This is a genomic window from Staphylococcus sp. HMSC071G07 (assembly GCF_001811435.1).
In the GTDB taxonomy this organism is placed as follows: Bacteria; Bacillota; Bacilli; order Staphylococcales; family Staphylococcaceae; genus Staphylococcus; species Staphylococcus pettenkoferi.
The window spans coordinates 404,088-424,092 of record NZ_KV804750.1 but is presented as its reverse complement, the minus strand read 5'-3'; the positions used below and the strand labels follow the sequence as shown (position 1 = coordinate 424,092).

Genomic DNA, 20,005 nt, shown 5'->3' with positions numbered 1-20,005 from the left:
GAATTCTAGCTTGGTGGGGTGCACTTCTCTCATGAAATAATTAAGAGAAATGATTAAATTACGCAAAAGCCTCAGATAGCCAATTATGCTAAAATCTCTTTCCAATGTACGATTAATTTAAAATTAAAGTGAAACGCATGAGTAAGCATTATCACCGTTGCTTTTATAGTGTACATAATTATTAATTTAACCTATAATATAATATGAGTTTATATGGTCGGGGATTCTAAATAGGAGGTACAATTTTGAGTTTAATAAAGAAAAAGAATAAAAATATTCGCATCATTCCCCTCGGCGGTGTGGGTGAAATTGCGAAGAATATGTATATCGTTGAAGTAGACGATGAAATGTTTATGTTGGATGCCGGCCTCATGTTCCCTGAAGACGAAATGCTTGGGGTCGATGTTGTTATTCCCGACATCCAATATGTGATTGAGAATAAACACCGCTTAAAGGGAATCTTCCTCACACATGGACATGAACACGCAATTGGCGCTGCTTCTTACGTCTTAGAGCAAGTCGATGCGCCTGTTTATGGTTCACGTCTTACTTTAGCGTTAGTGAAAGAAAGCGTGAAAGCACGTAATATTAATAAGAAGATTCGCTATTACGTCGTTAATGACGAGTCAGTGATGCGTTTCAAGAGCGTCAACGTGACGTTCTTTAACACGACACATAGTATTCCAGATAGCTTAGGCGTATGTATTCATACTTCATACGGAGCTATCGTCTACACAGGTGAATTTAAATTCGACCAAAGTTTACATGGTCATTACGAACCAGATCTTAAACGTATGACAGAAATTGGTGAAGAGGGTGTCTTTGCACTCATCAGTGATTCTGTAGAGGCAGAGAAGCCTGGGTATAATACACCTGAGAACGTGATTGAAAGCCATATGTATGATGCTTTTACGAAAGTGAAAGGACGTCTTATTGTCTCTTGCTACGCCTCAAACTTCGTGCGTATCCAACAAGTGTTAAACATCGCAAGTCGTTTAAATCGTAAAGTGTCATTCTTAGGTCGTTCACTTGAAACGTCATTCAACATTGCACGTAAAATGGGTTATTTCGATATTCCACGCGATTTACTCATTCCGATTAAAGAAGTTGAGAACTATCCTAAGAACGAAGTCATTATTATTGCGACAGGCATGCAAGGTGAACCTGTTGAAGCTTTAAATCAAATGGCACTTCAACAACACAAGATTATGAATATCGAGAAAGGCGATTCTGTCTTCTTAGCGATCACAGCGTCAGCAAGCATGGAAGTCATCGTCGGTAACACATTAAACGAACTTGCACGTGCAGGGGCAGAAATCATTCCTAACAATAAGAAGATTCACGCTTCTAGTCACGGTTGCATGGAAGAGCTCAAAATGATGATTAACATGATGAAACCTGAATACTTTATTCCGGTTAACGGCGAGTTTAAAATGCAAATTGCACACGCGAAATTAGCGAATGAATCAGGTGTTGACCCTGAGAAGATATTCCTAGTTGAGAAAGGGGACGTCGTCAATTACGACGGTAAAGATATGATACTCAACGAAAAAGTCAACTCAGGTAATGTGCTGATCGATGGTTTAGGCGTTGGTGACGTCGGCAATATCGTTCTGCGTGATAGACATCTATTAGCTGAAGATGGTATCTTTATCGCTGTTGTGACGTTGGATTCACGCAACAGACGTATTGCTGCGGGACCTGAAATTCAATCACGTGGTTTCGTCTATGTGAGAGAAAGCGAAGAATTGCTTCAAGAAGCAGAAGAAAAAGTGCGTGAAATTGTAGAACAAGGTCTACAAGAGAAACGTATTGAATGGTCAGATATCAAGCAGAATATGCGCGATCAAATTAGTAAATTATTATTTGAAAGTACGAAACGCCGACCAATGATCATCCCAGTTATTTCTGAAATATAATAAACAATAGAGATAAACAAAGAGGTTGAGACGTAATGATTATCAGTCACTATACCTATTAGCAGTGAGAATCAAGACACAGGTTATAGTGTAATCATCGTCTTTACCTCTTTCATCTTACTCTTTACTATTGTTGATAGTAGTGAGAATTAAAGAAGGTGTGAGATTTTGGCTCAGAGTAAGAAGAAGTCAACGAAAAAGAAATCAACCACAACACGTAAGAAACGTTCAAATAAGAAAAAACAAGCTGAGAGTCCTTTGCGTTATGTCATTGCTATCATAATCTTCATCTTAGTAGTATTAGGCGTGTTCCAACTCGGAATTATCGGTAAGATGATTGATAGCTTCTTTGATTACTTTTTTGGATGGAGTAGATATTTAACATACATACTTATTCTCCTTTATACGACGGCGATGACGTTCTATAAAGCAATACCGAAGACACGGCCTGCAATTGGCGTTGTGGTCTTACAGTTTGCGCTATTATTTATTGCGCAAGTGATTTATCATTTTACCCACTCAGTCGCGTCAGAGAGAGAACCCGTTCTATCATATATTTACAAAGCCCATCAGCATACGTTCCTACCTAACTTTGGCGGGGGCTTAATCGGTTTCTATCTCCTCAAGTTATTCGTTCCCCTCATTTCAATATTTGGGGTTATCATCATTACATTACTATTGCTCGCTTCAAGTATTATCTTGTTGAGTAAAAGACGTCATCGTGACGTATCGAAGGCCTTACTTGAAGGGATGAAGACGAAGAGTCAATCCGCTTCGGAGAACATGAAAGATCGCCGACAAGCACGTAAGGTTAAAAAAGATGCGAAAGCACGTTTGAAAGCAGAAAAACAAGAACAAGCACGCTTAGAACAAGAACAACAAGTACAAGAAGAGGTAACAGATGTGTCTGATCTACCTGAAGTACCGCGAGATAATGAGCCAAGCGACAGTGCGATACCTATCTTCGGACATAGCGATAGAGAACAAGCGCAAGAACAAGATACTAAAGGTAAACGTTCACGTCGCAAGCGTCGTAACGAAGCGCCTGAGCAAGTGACGAACGCTACTGAAAATAGCGTACCAGAAACTCACTCCCAGGATACGGCAGCTACTTCAAATTCAGCTCAGCAACCAACGACAACAGAATCTGAAGCGGATCAAGACAGTAGTTCAATTTCTGAAGCAGGCGAGGTGGAGAATGAAGCCTACACGATTCCGCCACTGTCATTGCTTAACCAACCACCAAAACAACAAACAACGTCGAAATCAGAGGTGCAACAAAAAGGACGTTTGCTTGAAAATACGATGAAAAACTTTGGTGTGAACGCGAAAGTGACGCAAATTAAGATTGGGCCTGCAGTTACACAATATGAAATTCAACCCGCACAAGGGGTTAAAGTAAGCAAGATTGTGAACTTACACAACGATATAGCGCTTGCATTAGCAGCGAAAGATGTGCGTATTGAAGCGCCTATACCGGGACGCTCAGCTGTAGGTATTGAAGTACCTAACGACAAGATTTCTCTCGTCACGTTGAAAGAGGTATTAGAAGAGAAATTCCCAGCTCAGAATAAATTAGAAGTTGGATTAGGACGCGATATCTCAGGTGATCCTATTACAGTGCAACTTAACGAAATGCCGCACTTGCTCGTCGCAGGGTCAACAGGAAGCGGTAAGTCCGTCTGTATCAATGGTATTATCACGAGTATTTTACTTAATGCGAAACCACATGAAGTGAAATTGATGTTAATCGATCCTAAGATGGTCGAACTTAACGTTTACAACGGTATTCCGCACCTACTCATCCCTGTAGTGACGAACCCACATAAAGCGTCTCAAGCACTAGACAAGATTGTGGCTGAAATGGAACGTCGCTACGATCTCTTCCAACACAGTTCTACACGTAATATAGAGGGCTATAACCAATATATTCGTCGTCAGAATGAAGAGTTGGATGAGAAACAGTCTGAGCTACCGTACATCGTCGTGATCGTCGACGAGTTAGCTGACTTGATGATGGTAGCAGGTAAAGAAGTTGAGAACGCTATTCAACGTATTACTCAAATGGCACGTGCTGCAGGAATACACTTAATTGTGGCTACGCAACGTCCTTCTGTCGACGTTATTACTGGTTTGATTAAGAACAACATCCCATCACGTATTGCGTTCGCCGTAAGTTCGCAAACCGATTCTCGAACAATACTCGGCAGTGCAGGAGCTGAGAAGTTACTCGGTAAAGGGGACATGTTGTATGAAACGAGTGGAGGTTCTACAAATACTCGTGTTCAAGGTGCTTTCTTAAGCGATGGCGAAGTTCAAGAGGTTGTGAATTACGTCGTTGAACAACAGAAAACGAATTATGTGAAAGAAATGGAACCTGATGCACCAGTAGATAAGTCAGAGATGAAGAGTGAGGATAGCTTGTATGACGATGCCTATCAGTTTGTGATTGAAAAGCAAAAAGCGAGTACATCCTTATTACAACGTCAGTTCCGTATCGGTTATAACCGTGCGTCACGACTCATGGACGATTTAGAGCGTAACCAAGTCATCGGACCTCAAAAAGGGAGTAAACCACGTCAAATTCTGGTCGACTTTGATGCAGAGGAGTAAGGTGACTTATAGTCTGGCTGAGTTAAAGATGAGAGACACAGACTTATATCGTAAAGGTGTATAACTTAAGTTTATAAATAACGGTTCTATTAAATCTTAAGAACGTTACTCATATAACATACGGACTTCCTTGCTGGGGGAGCCGCAGTCAATGATTGATGACGGTGGTTCTCCCAAGGGAAGGTCCTAACTTTATAATTATACTAATTGATACATAGGCTCACTTATAGTTCATCAGCTATGCTTATGAGCTTTATTTTATCCTTATAGGTCTTAAATAACTTTAAGATGGGTATAGCTTGATAGTGTGACTTTTATCATAACAATAAACACATTGAGCGAATTTAGAGATATACATAGTTAAACCAGTTAAATAATCATAATTGTATAAGTATTTAAATATTAAAAGAAAGCGAGGTTTCTGAATGAGAAATCAACAAAATAAAGTACCATTTCGATTAAAGGTCTTACCTACTCAAAAGTTTAAAACGACAACTATCACTCTGAAATTTATGGCTCCTTTAGATAGCCAAACCATCACGTCACGTACATTACTGAGTAAGATGCTTGTACGCGCGACGAAACGTTGGCCTACAGACAAAGATTTCAACCGTCATTTGTCTCAACTCTATGGCGCACATATACATAGTTTCGTCTCTAAATTTAAAGATCAACATGTGATCACTTTATCTTTAGAGATTGTGAATGAACGCTACTTAAAAGATGACACACCACTGATAGAAAAAGGCTTTCAATTACTTAAAGAAATCATTTGGAATCCGCTCGTTTCTTCAGAACAATTTGATGCTCAATTTTTAACACAAGAGAAGTCATTGTTGAAGAAAAAATTAGAATCTGTAGTGGATAATAAATCTCAGTATGCATTTTTACAATTACTCAAAAATATGTTTAGAGACCAGGCCTATAGTGAATTTGCATCTGGGCGTTTAGCTGATGTGGATCAGGTGACACCAGCGTCGTTGTATGAAACATATCAGTCCATGCTACATAATGATTTCTCCGCAGTTTACGTAGTAGGAAATGTCGAAGAAGCTGATATTGAGAAACAAGTGGCTGAGTATTTCAATCTCAGTAAACACACACTCGACACAACAACGATAGAAAGTCGTGGGCAAGCTGCAGAGAAGTTGCCTAAAGAAATTGTCGAAACGGATGAAGTGGATCAAGCGAAATTAAACCTAGGATTTAAACTACCAACTCGCTTGGGAGAACAGGATTACTTTGCGCTTATCGTCTTTAATATGATGTTTGGTGGCGACCCATCTTCTGTGTTGTTTAATGAAGTACGTGAGAAACAAAGTCTCGCATACTCCATCCATTCTCAAGTAGATGCGAAGAACGGCTATATGTTCGTGCTTAGCGGTGTGACAGCTGATAAGTATCAGCAAGCGAAAGACACGATCTTACATGAATTCACTCGATTCCAGCAAGGGGAATTCACAGAAGCACAACTCGCTTTAGCGAAGAAAGTCTTAATTTCACAACGTCTTGAAGCGCAAGACCGTCCGAAATCAATCATTGAAATTCTCAATAATAATGTCTTGCTTGAGGAAGATTTAACACATGACGTCTTCGCTCATCAGGTTCAAGCGGTGACGAAAGATGATGTGGTTCAACTCGCTCAGAACACGCAAGTTGAGACGATTTATACTTTAACTAAAAGAGAGGAGGACGAGGCATAATGAATCAACGTTATTATGATCAAATTGATGAACAAGTCTATGAATCAACGTTAGATAACGGATTACAGTTATTTATCATTCCTAAACGCGGATTCCAGAAAACGTATGTGACTTATACTACGCGTTTCGGGTCTTTAGATTCACGCTTTAAACCTCATGGTAGTGATGAATACGTTACTGTTCCAGATGGCGTAGCACACTTTTTAGAACATAAGCTATTTGAGAAAGAAGACGAAGATCTATTTACTCAGTTCGCAGAAGATAATGCGCAAGTTAATGCTTTCACGAGTTTTGATCGCACAAGCTACCTGTTCAGTGCTACGGACCATATCGACCGTAATATTTTACGTTTATTAAAAATGGTCGAATCCCCTTATTTTACTCAAGAAACAGTTGAGAAAGAGAAAGGGATTATAGCTGAAGAAATTAAAATGTATCAAGAACAACCCGGCTATAAACTCATGTTTAACACGTTGCGTGGTATGTATCAGCAACATCCTATCCGTGTTGATATTGCGGGTAGTGTCGACAGTATTTACGACATTACTAAAGATGATTTGTATTTATGTTATGAAACGTTCTATCATCCATCTAATATGGTGCTCTTTATCGTTGGAGATGTAGATATAGAGCATATTGAACAACTCGTAAGTGAACACGAGTCGAAACGTGAGAAAGAAGCACAACCTGAAATTGTAAGGGCACCTTTAACAGAACCTGTGGAAGTGAATCAAAGTGAAGTGCGTGAAGCGATGCATCTTCAATCTCCTCGTTTAATGCTTGGCTTTAAACAACAACCGCTTGATGAGTCGCCACGTGCTTATGCGAAACGTGATTTAGAAATGACTTTATTCTTTGAAATGGTCTTTGGTGAGGAAACAGAGTTCTATCAATCATTGCTGAACGATGAGTTAATCGATGAAACGTTTGGCTATCAATTCATGTTAGAGGATTCTTATTGTTTCTCTCTCGTGACGAGTGCGACTGAACAACCTGATTGTTTGAAAGCGTTGCTAATTGAAGAATTGAAACGGAGTCAAGGTCAGCTAGAAGATCGTGAAGCCTTTGAACTCTTGAAGAAGCAATTTATTGGGGAATTTATTTCAGGGCTCAACTCTTCTGAATACATAGCGAATCAATATACCAAACTTTATTTTGAAGGCGTATCTTTATTTGAGTTACTTGATATTATTGAAGATATTACACTCGAAAGTATTAACGACACATCTCAAGCCTATTTAGATTTAGAACAAGTTGTCGATAGCCGTATGGAGTTGAAATAGATGAAAGCACTAGTTATCGGTGGCTCTGGATCGATTGGCAGTGCGATAGTTACTCGACTATTGAGTGAAGGTTACGAAGTTATCGTACACTATCATCAATCTGATATCGCTAAACTTGAAGAGCGGTTTCGCAATCAACCTGTACAGTTTGTCCAATGTGATTTAACACAAACTATTGATATAACGCAACACTTTGGTTTTGTTCAGAATTTAGATTGTTTCATTTATTGTGCTGGAGCGAGTATGTATCAAATGTTGGAAGATACTTCTGATCATGATATTGATGTGAGTTATCAACTTAATGTGAAACAATTGATCAGACTCACTCGTCATTTTCTTCCTCAACTTCGTCAAAGTGAGCGAGGACGTATTATTGTTATGTCCTCTATATGGGGAGAAACAGGTGCAAGCCTAGAAACTATTTATTCAACGATGAAGAGTGCGCAACTCGGTTTTGTGAAAGCATTAAGTCAAGAGCTCGCATTAACTTCAGTGACCGTCAATGCGATCGCACCTGGTTTCGTTAAAGGTAATATGTCTGACGTGTTCGAAGCGGAAGAGCTTGAGCGCATCATCGCAGATCTTCCTCAGCAACGTTTAGTTGAGCCTGAAGAGGTTGCTCATGTTTGTAGTTACTTATGTCACCCTATGGCGAAGAGTATTACGGGGACAGTGCAGAAAGTGAACGGTGCTTGGTATCTTTAAAAGAGGTAAATCGTATTGAATTTTATAACCCATACATCATGGCAAAATGTTATACTACTAATAATATGACAAATACAAGTTGATGAGATAGCTAGATTGCTAAGCAGTGTGCTCAATGATCTAGCCTAAATAAAGGGGTGCTTCAGTTTGACAGTAACTACCAAACAAGAATGGTATTTGGAATACGATATCACGATTAACCGACCTGGACTATTAGGTGACGTGTCAAGTTTACTTGGTATGATGGGTATTAATATTGTGACGATTAACGGAATTGAAGAAGGGCGTCGAGGTTTGCTCATTAAGACGGATAATTTGGAAAAGGTAAAACGCTTTGAAAGCATCGTGCATGAGATTGATGACATTACAATTACCAAGTTGCGTGAACCTGAACTTCGCGATCGACTAGCTGTACGTCATGGTCGTTACATAGAGCAGGATGCAACGGACAAGAAAACGTTTCGATTTGAACGTGAAGATCTCGGTTTGCTCGTCGATTTCATGGCGGAATTATTTAAAGAGAATGAGCACAAACTTATCGGTATTAGAGGTATGCCTCGAGTAGGTAAGACAGAATCAATCGTCGCAGCGAGTGTCTGTGCACACAAACGTTGGTTGTTCATCAGTTCTACGCTCATCAAACAAACGGTACGTAGTTCACTCATTAAAGGTGAGTATGATGCAGACCATGTTTATATTATCGATGGCGCTGTAACCGCGCGTGAATCTAATCAGAAACACCAAGATTTAGTAAAAGAAGTGATGAAACTTCCATCTATCAAAGTGGTAGAACATCCAGATTTATTTGTAGAGACGAGCGAGTATGAAATGCGCGACTTTGATTACATCATTGAATTGAGAGAGAATAAAGATCAAGAGATTCAATATGAGGAAATGAAGAAACACACAGTAAAAAGTAAGAATAACTTAAGCTTTGGTAACGATGAGTTTGGAGACGGTTTCGGAGGCGGCTTCGGATTCTTCGAGTAGCTTTACTGTGAGATAAGGAGGCCTTGCGACGTGAATTTAGTTGGACAAGTATTAAAAGGTCGTCGCGAACGTCTAGGTATGACGTTAGCTGAATTAGAACATCAAACACACATTAAACGACAAACCTTAAGAATCATCGAGGACAATAACTTTGAAGCATTAAATAATGCCAATTATGCTGAGGGTTTAATCACGAAATATGCTAATGCGGTTAACTTTGATGCAGAGCAACTTATTGAGGCGCATCGTGAAGAGATTCCGAACTATCAGAACTCTATCAATGCGTCAATTCAGGCATTTAAACAAGAAGAGAAACCCACATATCGCTCTAAGAGTAAAGAAGCATTACAGCTTTTAGTCGTGATATGTGGTGTAGTGATAATTACTGCAATTATATGGATATTAGCTGTTTTAATCTTCTAGATTTCCATGTAAACTAGACGTGAACATATACAGAAAAGAGGATGCGTAATGAACTTACCGAATTGGATTACAGTGTTTAGGGTTGTCCTTATTCCTGTATTTCTAGTATTTTTACTTAATGATTTCGGCTTTGGTACAGTATCATTCCTAGGTGGATATGATATTCGTATTGAAATGCTGATCAGTGGACTGATCTTTATCCTTGCGTCGCTAAGTGACTTTGCTGATGGTTACCTTGCGCGTAAGTGGAATTTAGTTACCAATATGGGTAAATTCCTTGATCCATTAGCAGATAAATTGCTCGTTGCAAGTGCATTAATCGCTTTAGTTCAAATCGATTTAACAAACTCTGTGGTAGCAATTATTATCATCGCTCGCGAATTTGCAGTCACAGGCTTACGTTTATTACAAATTGAACAAGGTTTTGTCAGTGCAGCCGGGCAGTTAGGTAAGATTAAGACGGCTGTAACGATGGTAGGTCTCGTATGGATTCTATTGGGTGAACCATTGATTCAATGGTGGCATTTCCCATTAGGTCAAGTCTTACTCTACATCGGTGTGTTCTTCACTATACTTTCAGGTCTCGAATATTTTTACAAAGGTCGAGATGTGTTCAAAGCGAAACAATAGACTACCATTTGTTCAGTTAAAAGAACTGGCATCACTTAGTTATTAAAGTAAATGTTTTGAATGAATTAAATAGGTAACAGTGATTAAAATGATACTCATTTAGTCATCAAAAAATGATGAGTTATGAGTATAATTGAGCGGAACATGGAAATCATTAGGATTTCGGTTCCGCTCTTATTACTTTTACGCGTAACAAATAAAAGTTATGATGAGAGAAAGGTTTGTAGTTGAAAGAAAGTGGAATAATATACATTGTTGAAGTTGAATAAACACAATGAACAAAGGAGCTTAAACTGTGAAAATAGGTATTATTGCAGTAGGATCAGAGTTACTCTTAGGTCAAATTAATAATACGAACGGGCAATATTTATCTCAATTATTTAATGAAATTGGGCATAGTGTCATCGAACATGCTGTGATTGGAGATAATCCTGAACGCCTAGAACGCGTCGTACGAGATATGCTCGAGCGTTATGATACTGTAGTGTTAACAGGTGGACTCGGGCCTACTAAAGATGACTTAACTAAACATACGGTGGCGAAAGTATTGAATAAAGAATTAGTCATTGATTCGCAAGCATTACGTTACATTGAATCATACTTTGAGGAACAACATCAGACGATGACACCGAACAATCGTCAACAAGCACTCGTCATTGAAGGAAGCACCGTACTAGAAAATAAAGAAGGTATGGCTCCAGGTATGCTCATTAAAGATGGAGAGAAACGCGTAGTGATGCTTCCAGGCCCGCCAAAAGAGAATAAACCCATGGCGAGACACGAACTCTTGCCACTATTAATGGATGGAGAGCAAAGCATCTTCTCAGAACAGTTAAAGTTTGCTGGCATTGGAGAGTCTCGTGTTGAAACAGAACTCATCGATTTAATCGATAACCAAACGAATCCAACCATCGCACCTTTAGCTGGTTCACACGAAGTGAAGATACGACTCACTGCAAATGGTGAGAATAAAGCACAATGTAAACAAGCAATACAACCGATGAAAGATGAAATACTTTCACGCATCGGTCAATATTACTACGGTTCAGACGAGATTGAACTTGAAGAAGCTGTGATGCAACAACTCAAGGGAACAGTTGCACTTTACGACGGTGTTACAGATGGTATGCTCTACTCACGCTTGAAAGATTACGATGATACGCAACAAGTGAAAGGTATGTTGCCTCATTCTGAAAGTTGGATTAAGTCAACAGATGCTATTGATCAACAGTTGTCTGTGAGCGCACGTATCGTTCGCGAGTTATTCGAGTCTGAAATGGGTATTTCAATACTTTATCGTGAAGGCACGGTTTATCTTGGTATTCTTGCTAACAATGACTTAAAAGTATATGATTTCAAGATGACTCAGAAGCGTAACTTGCTTAAGACACGTACACCTAACTATGTAATGATTCGACTCTTAAATGAGTTGAGATCAGAGGAGAAGAACAGTTTTTAAGAAAATATAAGTACGCGTGTTCGATTTTATGATAAAAAGTAGTGGAAATTAGCGAACAAATATTCGCAAATTGCTTGCGAAATTGAATGAGAACATGTATAGTTAAGTTAAGATAAATTTACGAGAAACTACTCGATATAGGAGGTCCAGCATTGGATAATGAACGTCAAAAAGCTCTAGATACAGTTATTAAAAATATGGAAAAGTCTTTCGGTAAAGGCGCAGTTATGAAGCTCGGAGATAATAAAGGACGTAAAGTATCAAGCGTATCAAGTGGTTCAGTCACTTTGGATAATGCGCTTGGTGTAGGTGGCTATCCTAAAGGCCGTATCATCGAAATCTACGGTCCTGAAAGTTCAGGTAAGACGACTGTAGCACTGCATGCCATCGCTGAAGTTCAGAAAAAAGGTGGGGTAGCAGCGTTCATCGACGCAGAGCACGCACTAGACCCTGTGTATGCTGAAGCATTAGGCGTCGATATCGATAACCTTTACTTGTCACAACCAGACCATGGGGAACAAGGTCTTGAAATTGCAGAAGCATTCGTACGAAGCGGTGCTGTAGAAATGGTCGTTGTCGACTCTGTTGCGGCCCTTACTCCGAAAGCAGAAATTGAAGGCGAAATGGGCGATGCACACGTTGGTTTACAAGCCCGTTTAATGTCTCAAGCTTTACGTAAGCTTTCTGCAGCGATTTCTAAATCTAATACAACTGCAATCTTTATCAACCAAATCCGTGAAAAAGTCGGCGTGATGTTCGGTAACCCTGAAACTACACCAGGTGGACGTGCATTGAAGTTCTACAGTTCTATTCGTCTTGAAGTTCGCCGTGCAGAGCAGTTGAAACAAGGCCAAGATATCGTTGGTAACCGTACGAAGATTAAAGTTGTGAAGAACAAAGTGGCACCTCCATTCAAAGTGGCAGAAGTAGACATCATGTATGGTCAAGGTATTTCTAAAGAAGGTGAACTTCTCGATCTCGGTGTTGCTAATGACGTGGTAGATAAATCTGGTGCTTGGTATTCTTACAATGGCGAACGTATGGGTCAAGGTAAAGAGAACGTTAAGAACTTCTTGAAAGAAAATCCTGAAATTAGACAAGATATTGATGATAAATTACGTGAAAAACTAGGAATCTTCGATGGTGATGTTAAAGAAGAGGAAGAAGAAGCTCCGTCATCACTTTTCGATGAAGAATAATCTTGATTAAGACGAGATAGCCAATTGCACACTTATTGAGTATGAACTGTCGGCACTAAAAGGACTGCCGGCAGTTTTGTTATATCGCTGCAGCTTTTTACTATATAGTCATTAAGATACATAAGACTTTTAGAAAGCGTTTTACTTTGTAAGTGATAAACCGAAATCTGAAAAGTGATACTTTCACAGAACACTATGTCGAAACCTTGACACTTATTGATGCAAAAACGTACAATTACATTGTATGATTCTTATATAATTTCATATAATCATATTGAATTTGATATACGACAAAGTCCTAAAAAAAGGAGGTGTTTGTGTGTATTTATTAACCCTCCTACTCATTTTAATAGGCATTATTCTGGGAGTTGTTGTGGGGTATATCATCGCCCGTAATTTGTTACATCAGAAGCAGATTCAAGCGAAACAAACTGCTGAAGATATTATCAACCAAGCTAACAAAGAAGCTGAGAACATTAAGAAAGAAAAGCTCCTTGAAGCAAAAGAAGAAAATCAAATATTTAAAGACCAAGTTGAAAGCGAACTTCGCGAACGGCGTGGTGATTTACAAAAACAAGAAACCCGACTTCTTCAAAAAGAAGAAAACTTGGAGCGAAAATCTGATCTCTTAGAGAAAAAGGATGAGATTTTAGAGCAAAAAGAATCTGAACTTGAAGAAAAACAACAACAAGTAGATGCAAAAGAGAGTAGTGTTCAAACATTAATAAATAAGCATGAACAAGAATTAGAACGCATCTCTGGTCTCACTCAAGAAGAAGCAGCGAACGAACAACTCCAACGAGTAGAAGATGAATTGTCACATGATATTGCAATACTTGTTAAGGAAAAAGAACGAGAAGCGAAAGAAACAGTAGATAAGCAAGCGAAAGAGTTGTTAGCGACAACAGCTCAAAGAATTGCCGCAGAACACACATCTGAATCCACAGTTTCAGTAGTTAATCTTCCAAACGATGAGATGAAAGGACGTATTATCGGTCGAGAAGGTCGTAATATTCGTACGTTAGAAACGTTAACAGGTATCGATTTAATCATTGATGATACACCTGAAGCAGTCATACTTTCAGGTTTCGATCCTATTCGACGTGAAATTGCACGAATCGCGCTTGTGAACTTAGTTTCAGATGGACGCATCCATCCTGGACGCATCGAAGAAATGGTCGAGAAATCACGTAATGAAGTGGATGACATCATTCGCGATGCTGGTGAACAAGCGACATTCGAAATCAATGTACACAATATGCATCCTGATCTCGTTAAGATACTCGGCCGTTTACAATATCGTACAAGCTACGGTCAGAACGTGCTTAAACACTCTATCGAAGTGGCACATCTCGCTGGAATGCTAGCCGCGGAACTTGGAGAAGATATTACAATCGCTAAACGCGCAGGACTTCTTCACGATGTCGGTAAAGCTATTGACCACGAGGTCGAAGGTAGTCACGTAGAAATTGGTGTAGAACTCGCTAAGAAATACGGCGAGGGTGATACAGTCATCAATGCAATTCACTCACACCATGGTGATGTTGAACCAACTTCAATTATTTCAATCCTCGTTGCAGCAGCAGATGCTTTATCAGCAGCACGACCTGGTGCGCGTAAAGAAACATTAGAGAATTATATCAGACGTTTAGAACGATTAGAAACGCTTTCAGAAAGTTATGATGGTGTAGAAAAAGCCTTTGCTATCCAAGCTGGTAGAGAAATTCGTGTCATCGTTGCACCTGATGCGATCGATGACTTGAAATCACATCGCTTAGCAAGAGATATTAAGAAACAAATAGAGGATGAATTACAATATCCTGGTCATATAAAAGTGACAGTTGTTCGTGAGACTAGAGCAATTGAATATGCAAAATAATACGGTTGCCTTCGGGTAGCCGTTTATTTATGTTTATGCATAAAGCGATGCACAACTGTAGTAAGAGTCAACACACGATGCTCAGAAGACCCAGCATTTTAACGCTAGTGAAATTGTGAATATCAACGTAACCCCGAAACGCGTAAATGATTTATATTATCTTTAAAATTACATAAGAAAAAGGGTAAAAACCACAATTATGTAGTCTCTACCCTTTTCACATCACTTTTGATTGAATTATAGTCTTGGTTTAAGTTAATAGCAATATTAGTTGTTGAATTCTAATTCAGTGTCTTTGATTTCTTTTAAGATCTCAGTTGTATCTAAACAACTTGAAGAAATTTGTCCATATCTCTCAGCTAAGCGATATGAAGTAATATATAATTCTAATGCATCTTTAGCAATATCTTCTGCATCTTCGCTTTTTGAGGGATTTGCTTTCACTACTAAATCTGCGAAATGTTCTGCATCAATATGAATTGACATGTGTGAATTACAACTCCTATATTATTTATTTAACTTTCTATTTATTTCATACCACTCAAAAATGATTTAAAACACTTTATCGTCAATTAAATTTCAGATTAATTTCTTACAGTAGTGAAATCAGTTTGCATTTAAGCAGATTAGCTAAAAAATGTAAGCGAGAGAAACATCAAACTTTTCAGAGCTAACAATATGCTATACACTAATGAGCAGAGAGGATGTACGAACGAATGCGAATATTATTTATCGGAGATATCGTAGGTAAGGTGGGCAGACAAGCTATCAGTGATTACCTACCAAAGTTAAAACAAAAATTTCATCCTACCGTGACGATTGTTAACGCAGAAAATGCTGCGCACGGGAAAGGATTAACTGAAAAAATCTATAAGCAACTCTTACGCGAAGGAGTTGACTTTATGACGATGGGTAACCATACATACGGTCAGCGTCAAATTTATGATTTTATTGATGATGCTAATCGCATGGTGCGCCCAGCCAACTTTCCTGAAGAAGCACCAGGCGTTGGGATGCGTTTTATCCAAATTAACGCAGATAAGTTAGCGATTATAAACTTGCAAGGACGCTCATTTATGCAAGATATCGACGATCCTTTTAAAAAGGCAGATGAACTCGTCGAACAAGCTCAGAAAGAGACGAACTATATCTTTGTCGACTTCCACGCTGAGACGACTTCGGAAAAGAATGCCATGGGTTGGTACTTAGATGGTCGAGTGAGTACAGTCGTGGGAACGCATACACATATTCAAACTTCTGATGATCGCATATTACCTCAAGGTACGGGCTATATAACAGATGTCGGTATGACAGGGTTCTATGACGGCATTCTCGGTATTCAACGTGATGAAGTCATTAAACGTTTCATTACAAGTCTACCGCAACGTCACGTCGTACCAGATACAGGTCGTGCTGTACTTTCAGGTGTGGTCGTCGATTATGATAGTCAAGGACGGACGAAACATATTGAACGTGTGCTCATCAATGATGATCATCCGCTTGATTAACTATCGTCCGTTCGTATGAATTTCAACGAGAACCTCGCTAAGCATAGTCATTTAGCGAGGTATTTTGATATTATAAATAATGAATGAATATATCCACTAGGAGGAACAATGATATGCGAAATCAAATATCATGGAAAGTGGGCGGACAACAAGGTGAAGGTATCGAATCAACAGGTGAAATCTTCGCTACAGCTATGAATAGAAAGGGATACTATCTTTATGGTTATCGTCACTTCTCAAGTCGTATCAAAGGGGGTCACACGAATAACAAGATTCGAGTATCTACATCACCCATACACGCAGTAAGTGATGATCTAGATATTCTTGTGGCATTCGACCAGGAAACGATTGAAGTCAATCATCATGAAATGAGAGCCGACAGCGTGATTATTGCAGATAGTAAAGCGAAACCAGACAAACCTGAGGATTGTCGTGCTCAAATGATTGATTTACCTTTTACTAAAACTGCGAAAGAACTCGGCACAACATTGATGAAAAATATGGTTGCAGTAGGTGCAACATGTGCGTTGATGGATTTAGAAACAGAAACCTTTGAATCACTAATTACAGCGATGTTTGAGAAAAAAGGTGACAAAGTTGTTGAAATGAATATTCAAGCGCTTCATGAAGGTTATCGCTTGATGCAAGAACAACTTGAAACGGTAGAAGGTGATTTCCAACTCACAGCATCTCAACAAGATCCGCACCTTTACATGATTGGGAATGACGCAATAGGACTTGGAGCGATTTCAGCAGGTTCACGTTTCATGGCTGCTTATCCTATCACACCAGCGTCAGAAATCATGGAATATATGATTGAGAATCTTCCTAAAGTGGGAGGCACAGTCGTGCAGACGGAGGACGAAATCGCTGCAGCTAACATGGCGATAGGATCTAACTACGGTGGTGTCCGTGGCTTCACAGCAAGTGCTGGTCCGGGACTTTCTCTCATGATGGAGGCTATTGGGCTTTCAGGCATGACAGAAACACCATTTGTCATCGTCAATACGCAACGTGGAGGTCCTTCTACTGGCTTGCCAACTAAACAAGAGCAATCTGATTTGATGCAGATGATTTATGGTACACACGGAGATATTCCTAAGATTGTCGTAGCGCCAACGGATGCAGAAGATGCATTCTATCTAACGATGGAAGCGTTCAACTTAGCAGAAATTTATCAGTGTCCAGTTATTATCCTCAGTGACTTGCAGTTATCTCTCGGTAAGCAGACTGTAGAACAGTTAGACTATAACGCGATTGATATCCAAAGAGGCGAATTAATTCAATCCGATATCGAGCGTGAGGAAGGGGATAAAAGCTATTTCCGTCGTTACGCTTTAACTGAGAGTGGCGTGTCTCCGAGACCTTTACCTGGCTTGAAAGGTGGCATCCATCACGTTACCGGTGTCGAACACAATCAAGAAGGTAAAACGAGTGAAGTTGCTCAGAACCGTCAAGAACAAATGGAAAAACGTATGCGTAAAACAGAACATCTGCTCATTAATGAACCTGTAAGTGGACAAGAAACACATGATGAAGCGGATATTCTTTATCTCGGCTTTATCTCAACGAAAGGCGCTATCCAAGAAGGTGCTGAACGTTTAGAAGAGCAAGGTATCAAAGTGAATCACCTTCAAATTCGTCAGCTTCACCCATTCCCTAAAGATGTAGTTCAAGAAGCCGTGAATAAAGCTAAGAAAGTAGTTGTGGTAGAACATAACTATCAAGGTCAACTATCTAATATTCTTAAAATGAATGTTATGGTTGGAGATAAACTCATTAATCAAACGAAATATGATGGTACGCCGTTCTTACCACATGAAATTGAAGAACGTGGTCAACAAATTGCCAATGAATTAAAGGAGAGGGTCTAAATGGCTACATTTAAAGATTTCCGTAACAACGTTAAGCCCAATTGGTGTCCAGGTTGCGGTGATTTCTCTGTTCAGGCTGCGATTCAGAAAGCAGCTGCGAACATAGGATTAGAACCAGAAGAAGTAGCGATTATTACTGGTATCGGATGTTCAGGTCGTCTCTCTGGTTATATTAATGCCTATGGGGTGCATGGCATCCACGGGCGTGCACTACCGTTAGCGCAAGGCGTTAAGATGGCGAACCGTGATCTTACAGTAATCGCTTCTGGTGGTGACGGAGACGGATATGCTATCGGTATGGGCCACACGATTCACGCATTAAGACGTAATATGAATATGACGTATGTCATAATGGATAACCAAATTTACGGCTTAACGAAAGGTCAAACGTCACCGTCTTCTGCGCCTGGCTTCGTGACGAAATCTACGCCTAAAGGTAATATTGAGAAGAACGTGGCGCCTTTAGAACTCGCGCTTTCATCCGGAGCTACATTTGTGGCTCAAGGTTTCTCTAGTGATATTAAAAATTTCACCAAATTATTAGAAGACGCAATCAATCATGATGGCTTCTCATTTGTGAACGTCTTCTCTCCATGTGTCACATATAATAAAGTAAATACGTACGATTGGTTCAAAGAACACTTGACGAACATCGATGACATTGAAGACTATGATGCTTCGGATAAAGAGAAAGCGATGGCTAACGTCTTGAAATATGATTCTTTACTCAAAGGTATCGTTTATCAAGATACTGAAACACCTTCATACGAATCACAAATTGAGCAGTTAGATGAGACGCCGCTTGCTAAGAAAGATATTCACATTCAAGAAGACCAGTTCAATGCGTTAACACAACAATTTGTGTAGATGTTGGCTTGAACTAGGTTAGGTAAAATGAGTAGCTGTTAAAAAGAAAGTATATTGCGTATTACTTGCGAAGCAACACTTTCTCATTAAAGATACTAGGTTTATAAAGATAGCAGCGCTGATGCATGTTATTAATACTCAAAGGATTAAGATGAAATAACAATATGATATGTAAGGAGTGGAATGAGAAATCGCAAAGATGATGTGTAACATCTCGAGAACTCTTCCACTCCTTTTACATGTCAGAGCTTTCACTATCTACAAAGACGTTACAAATATGGTACAGTGAAGTAAATTCATCTTCTGGAGGTACTTTATGGTAGATCGCTACACATCGTTTACAGACCTTGCTCAGCAGACGACCGAGGGAGAAGATTGGTCTATACACACTGAAGAGCGTGGCGCGCCTGATTTAATCACTGCGATTCATGGTGGTGCTATTGAAAGAGGGACGTCGGAAGTAGCTGAACTTATTGCGCGTCGTGGCGGTTATGACTTTTATACATTTAAAGCTACGCGGCGCAATAAGAACAATGAGTTACACGTCACATCTCGTCACTTTAATGAACCGCATTTAGAAACTTTGGTTCAAGGTAAAAGACATGTGATTTCTATTCATGGCTGCAGAGGTCTGAAATCTAAGGTCTATTTAGGCGGTTTAGATCATACGTTGCGCGAGCATCTGACTCATGTTTTGGAAAAAAGAAGCTTTCTAGTTGAAGCGGCACCTCCACCTATTTCAGGTATGCATACGGATAATTTCGTGAATTGTGGAGGACGCAAAAAGGGCGTACAAATTGAACTTACCGAGCCTTTACGGAAAGCTTTTTTCAACAATAAGAAATTTAACTTACATAACCGAGAAGATGAATCTAATTGGAGTCCAGTCATGATTGCGTTTGCAGAAGCAGTCATTGAAGCTATAGATATCATGAATGAAGAGGAGGAATAAT

At 39.5% G+C, this 20,005-nt stretch carries 16 protein-coding genes; 15 read left to right on the top strand and 1 reads right to left on the bottom strand.

Annotated features, from left to right (window positions below):
* Positions 1 to 245 precede the first annotated feature (245 nt).
* The 11 genes from rnjB (at position 246) to rny (ending at position 14,803) form a co-directional block, all read left to right on the top strand.
* Positions 246 to 1,919 (top strand): ribonuclease J2, encoded by a 1,674-nt coding sequence (gene rnjB / locus HMPREF2802_RS02025; protein WP_002472451.1) that lies wholly within the window; start codon positions 246 to 248, stop codon positions 1,917 to 1,919.
* Between the two features lie 168 nt (positions 1,920 to 2,087).
* Positions 2,088 to 4,532 carry a DNA translocase FtsK gene (locus HMPREF2802_RS02020; RefSeq protein WP_070502596.1) on the top strand — a complete coding sequence of 815 codons (2,445 nt, stop codon included), beginning with the start codon at positions 2,088 to 2,090 and terminating at the stop codon, positions 4,530 to 4,532.
* A gap of 425 nt (positions 4,533 to 4,957) precedes the next feature.
* Positions 4,958 to 6,235 (top strand): EF-P 5-aminopentanol modification-associated protein YfmF, encoded by a 1,278-nt coding sequence (yfmF, locus tag HMPREF2802_RS02015; RefSeq protein ID WP_070502595.1) that lies wholly within the window; start codon positions 4,958 to 4,960, stop codon positions 6,233 to 6,235.
* Positions 6,235 to 7,518 (top strand): EF-P 5-aminopentanol modification-associated protein YfmH, encoded by a 1,284-nt coding sequence (gene yfmH, locus HMPREF2802_RS02010; protein ID WP_070502594.1) that lies wholly within the window; start codon positions 6,235 to 6,237, stop codon positions 7,516 to 7,518. Before yfmF ends, yfmH begins: the two co-directional genes overlap by 1 nt.
* Entirely contained in the window at positions 7,519 to 8,223 is a 705-nt protein-coding gene (ymfI, locus tag HMPREF2802_RS02005) for an elongation factor P 5-aminopentanone reductase (protein ID WP_070502593.1), read from the top strand. It begins immediately after the preceding gene.
* 147 nt (positions 8,224 to 8,370) lie between these two features.
* Positions 8,371 to 9,213 carry a YmfK family protein gene (locus tag HMPREF2802_RS02000; protein WP_049405450.1) on the top strand — a complete coding sequence of 281 codons (843 nt, stop codon included), beginning with the start codon at positions 8,371 to 8,373 and terminating at the stop codon, positions 9,211 to 9,213.
* Positions 9,214 to 9,243: 30 nt separating this feature from the next.
* Positions 9,244 to 9,636, top strand: coding sequence for a helix-turn-helix domain-containing protein (locus tag HMPREF2802_RS01995; RefSeq protein ID WP_083307572.1), 393 nt, complete (start codon positions 9,244 to 9,246; stop codon positions 9,634 to 9,636).
* Between the two features lie 48 nt (positions 9,637 to 9,684).
* A complete protein-coding gene (gene pgsA / locus HMPREF2802_RS01990; RefSeq protein ID WP_049405448.1) occupies positions 9,685 to 10,266 on the top strand; it encodes a CDP-diacylglycerol--glycerol-3-phosphate 3-phosphatidyltransferase in 582 nt (193 codons plus the stop codon).
* Positions 10,267 to 10,561: 295 nt separating this feature from the next.
* Positions 10,562 to 11,725 carry a CinA family nicotinamide mononucleotide deamidase-related protein gene (locus HMPREF2802_RS01985; protein ID WP_070502592.1) on the top strand — a complete coding sequence of 388 codons (1,164 nt, stop codon included), beginning with the start codon at positions 10,562 to 10,564 and terminating at the stop codon, positions 11,723 to 11,725.
* Positions 11,726 to 11,877: 152 nt separating this feature from the next.
* Positions 11,878 to 12,924, top strand: a complete 1,047-nt coding sequence (recA, locus tag HMPREF2802_RS01980) for a recombinase RecA (protein WP_002472399.1) — start codon at positions 11,878 to 11,880, stop codon at positions 12,922 to 12,924.
* Between the two features lie 319 nt (positions 12,925 to 13,243).
* Entirely contained in the window at positions 13,244 to 14,803 is a 1,560-nt protein-coding gene (gene rny / locus HMPREF2802_RS01975; protein WP_070502591.1) for a ribonuclease Y, read from the top strand.
* Between the two features lie 267 nt (positions 14,804 to 15,070).
* Here the strand turns inward: rny and HMPREF2802_RS01970 are convergent, their stop codons facing one another.
* Positions 15,071 to 15,289 carry a hypothetical protein gene (locus HMPREF2802_RS01970; protein WP_002472448.1) on the bottom strand — a complete coding sequence of 73 codons (219 nt, stop codon included), beginning with the start codon at positions 15,287 to 15,289 and terminating at the stop codon, positions 15,071 to 15,073.
* A 230-nt stretch (positions 15,290 to 15,519) separates the two neighbouring features.
* On the opposite strand from HMPREF2802_RS01970, the gene HMPREF2802_RS01965 reads away from it, so the two are divergent.
* The 4 genes from HMPREF2802_RS01965 to HMPREF2802_RS01950 all read left to right on the top strand — a co-directional run bounded on the left by HMPREF2802_RS01965 (position 15,520) and on the right by HMPREF2802_RS01950 (position 20,004).
* Positions 15,520 to 16,311 carry a TIGR00282 family metallophosphoesterase gene (locus HMPREF2802_RS01965; protein WP_049410604.1) on the top strand — a complete coding sequence of 264 codons (792 nt, stop codon included), beginning with the start codon at positions 15,520 to 15,522 and terminating at the stop codon, positions 16,309 to 16,311.
* Positions 16,312 to 16,424: 113 nt separating this feature from the next.
* The gene (locus HMPREF2802_RS01960) at positions 16,425 to 18,185 is read left to right on the top strand and encodes a 2-oxoacid:acceptor oxidoreductase subunit alpha (RefSeq protein WP_070502590.1); all 1,761 of its coding nucleotides are present in this window, start codon (positions 16,425 to 16,427) and stop codon (positions 18,183 to 18,185) included.
* Complete coding sequence (locus HMPREF2802_RS01955; RefSeq protein ID WP_070502589.1) at positions 18,186 to 19,052, top strand: 2-oxoacid:ferredoxin oxidoreductase subunit beta; 867 nt, start codon at positions 18,186 to 18,188, stop codon at positions 19,050 to 19,052.
* A 316-nt stretch (positions 19,053 to 19,368) separates the two neighbouring features.
* Positions 19,369 to 20,004 (top strand): poly-gamma-glutamate hydrolase family protein, encoded by a 636-nt coding sequence (locus tag HMPREF2802_RS01950; protein ID WP_070502588.1) that lies wholly within the window; start codon positions 19,369 to 19,371, stop codon positions 20,002 to 20,004.
* Position 20,005 lies beyond the last annotated feature (1 nt).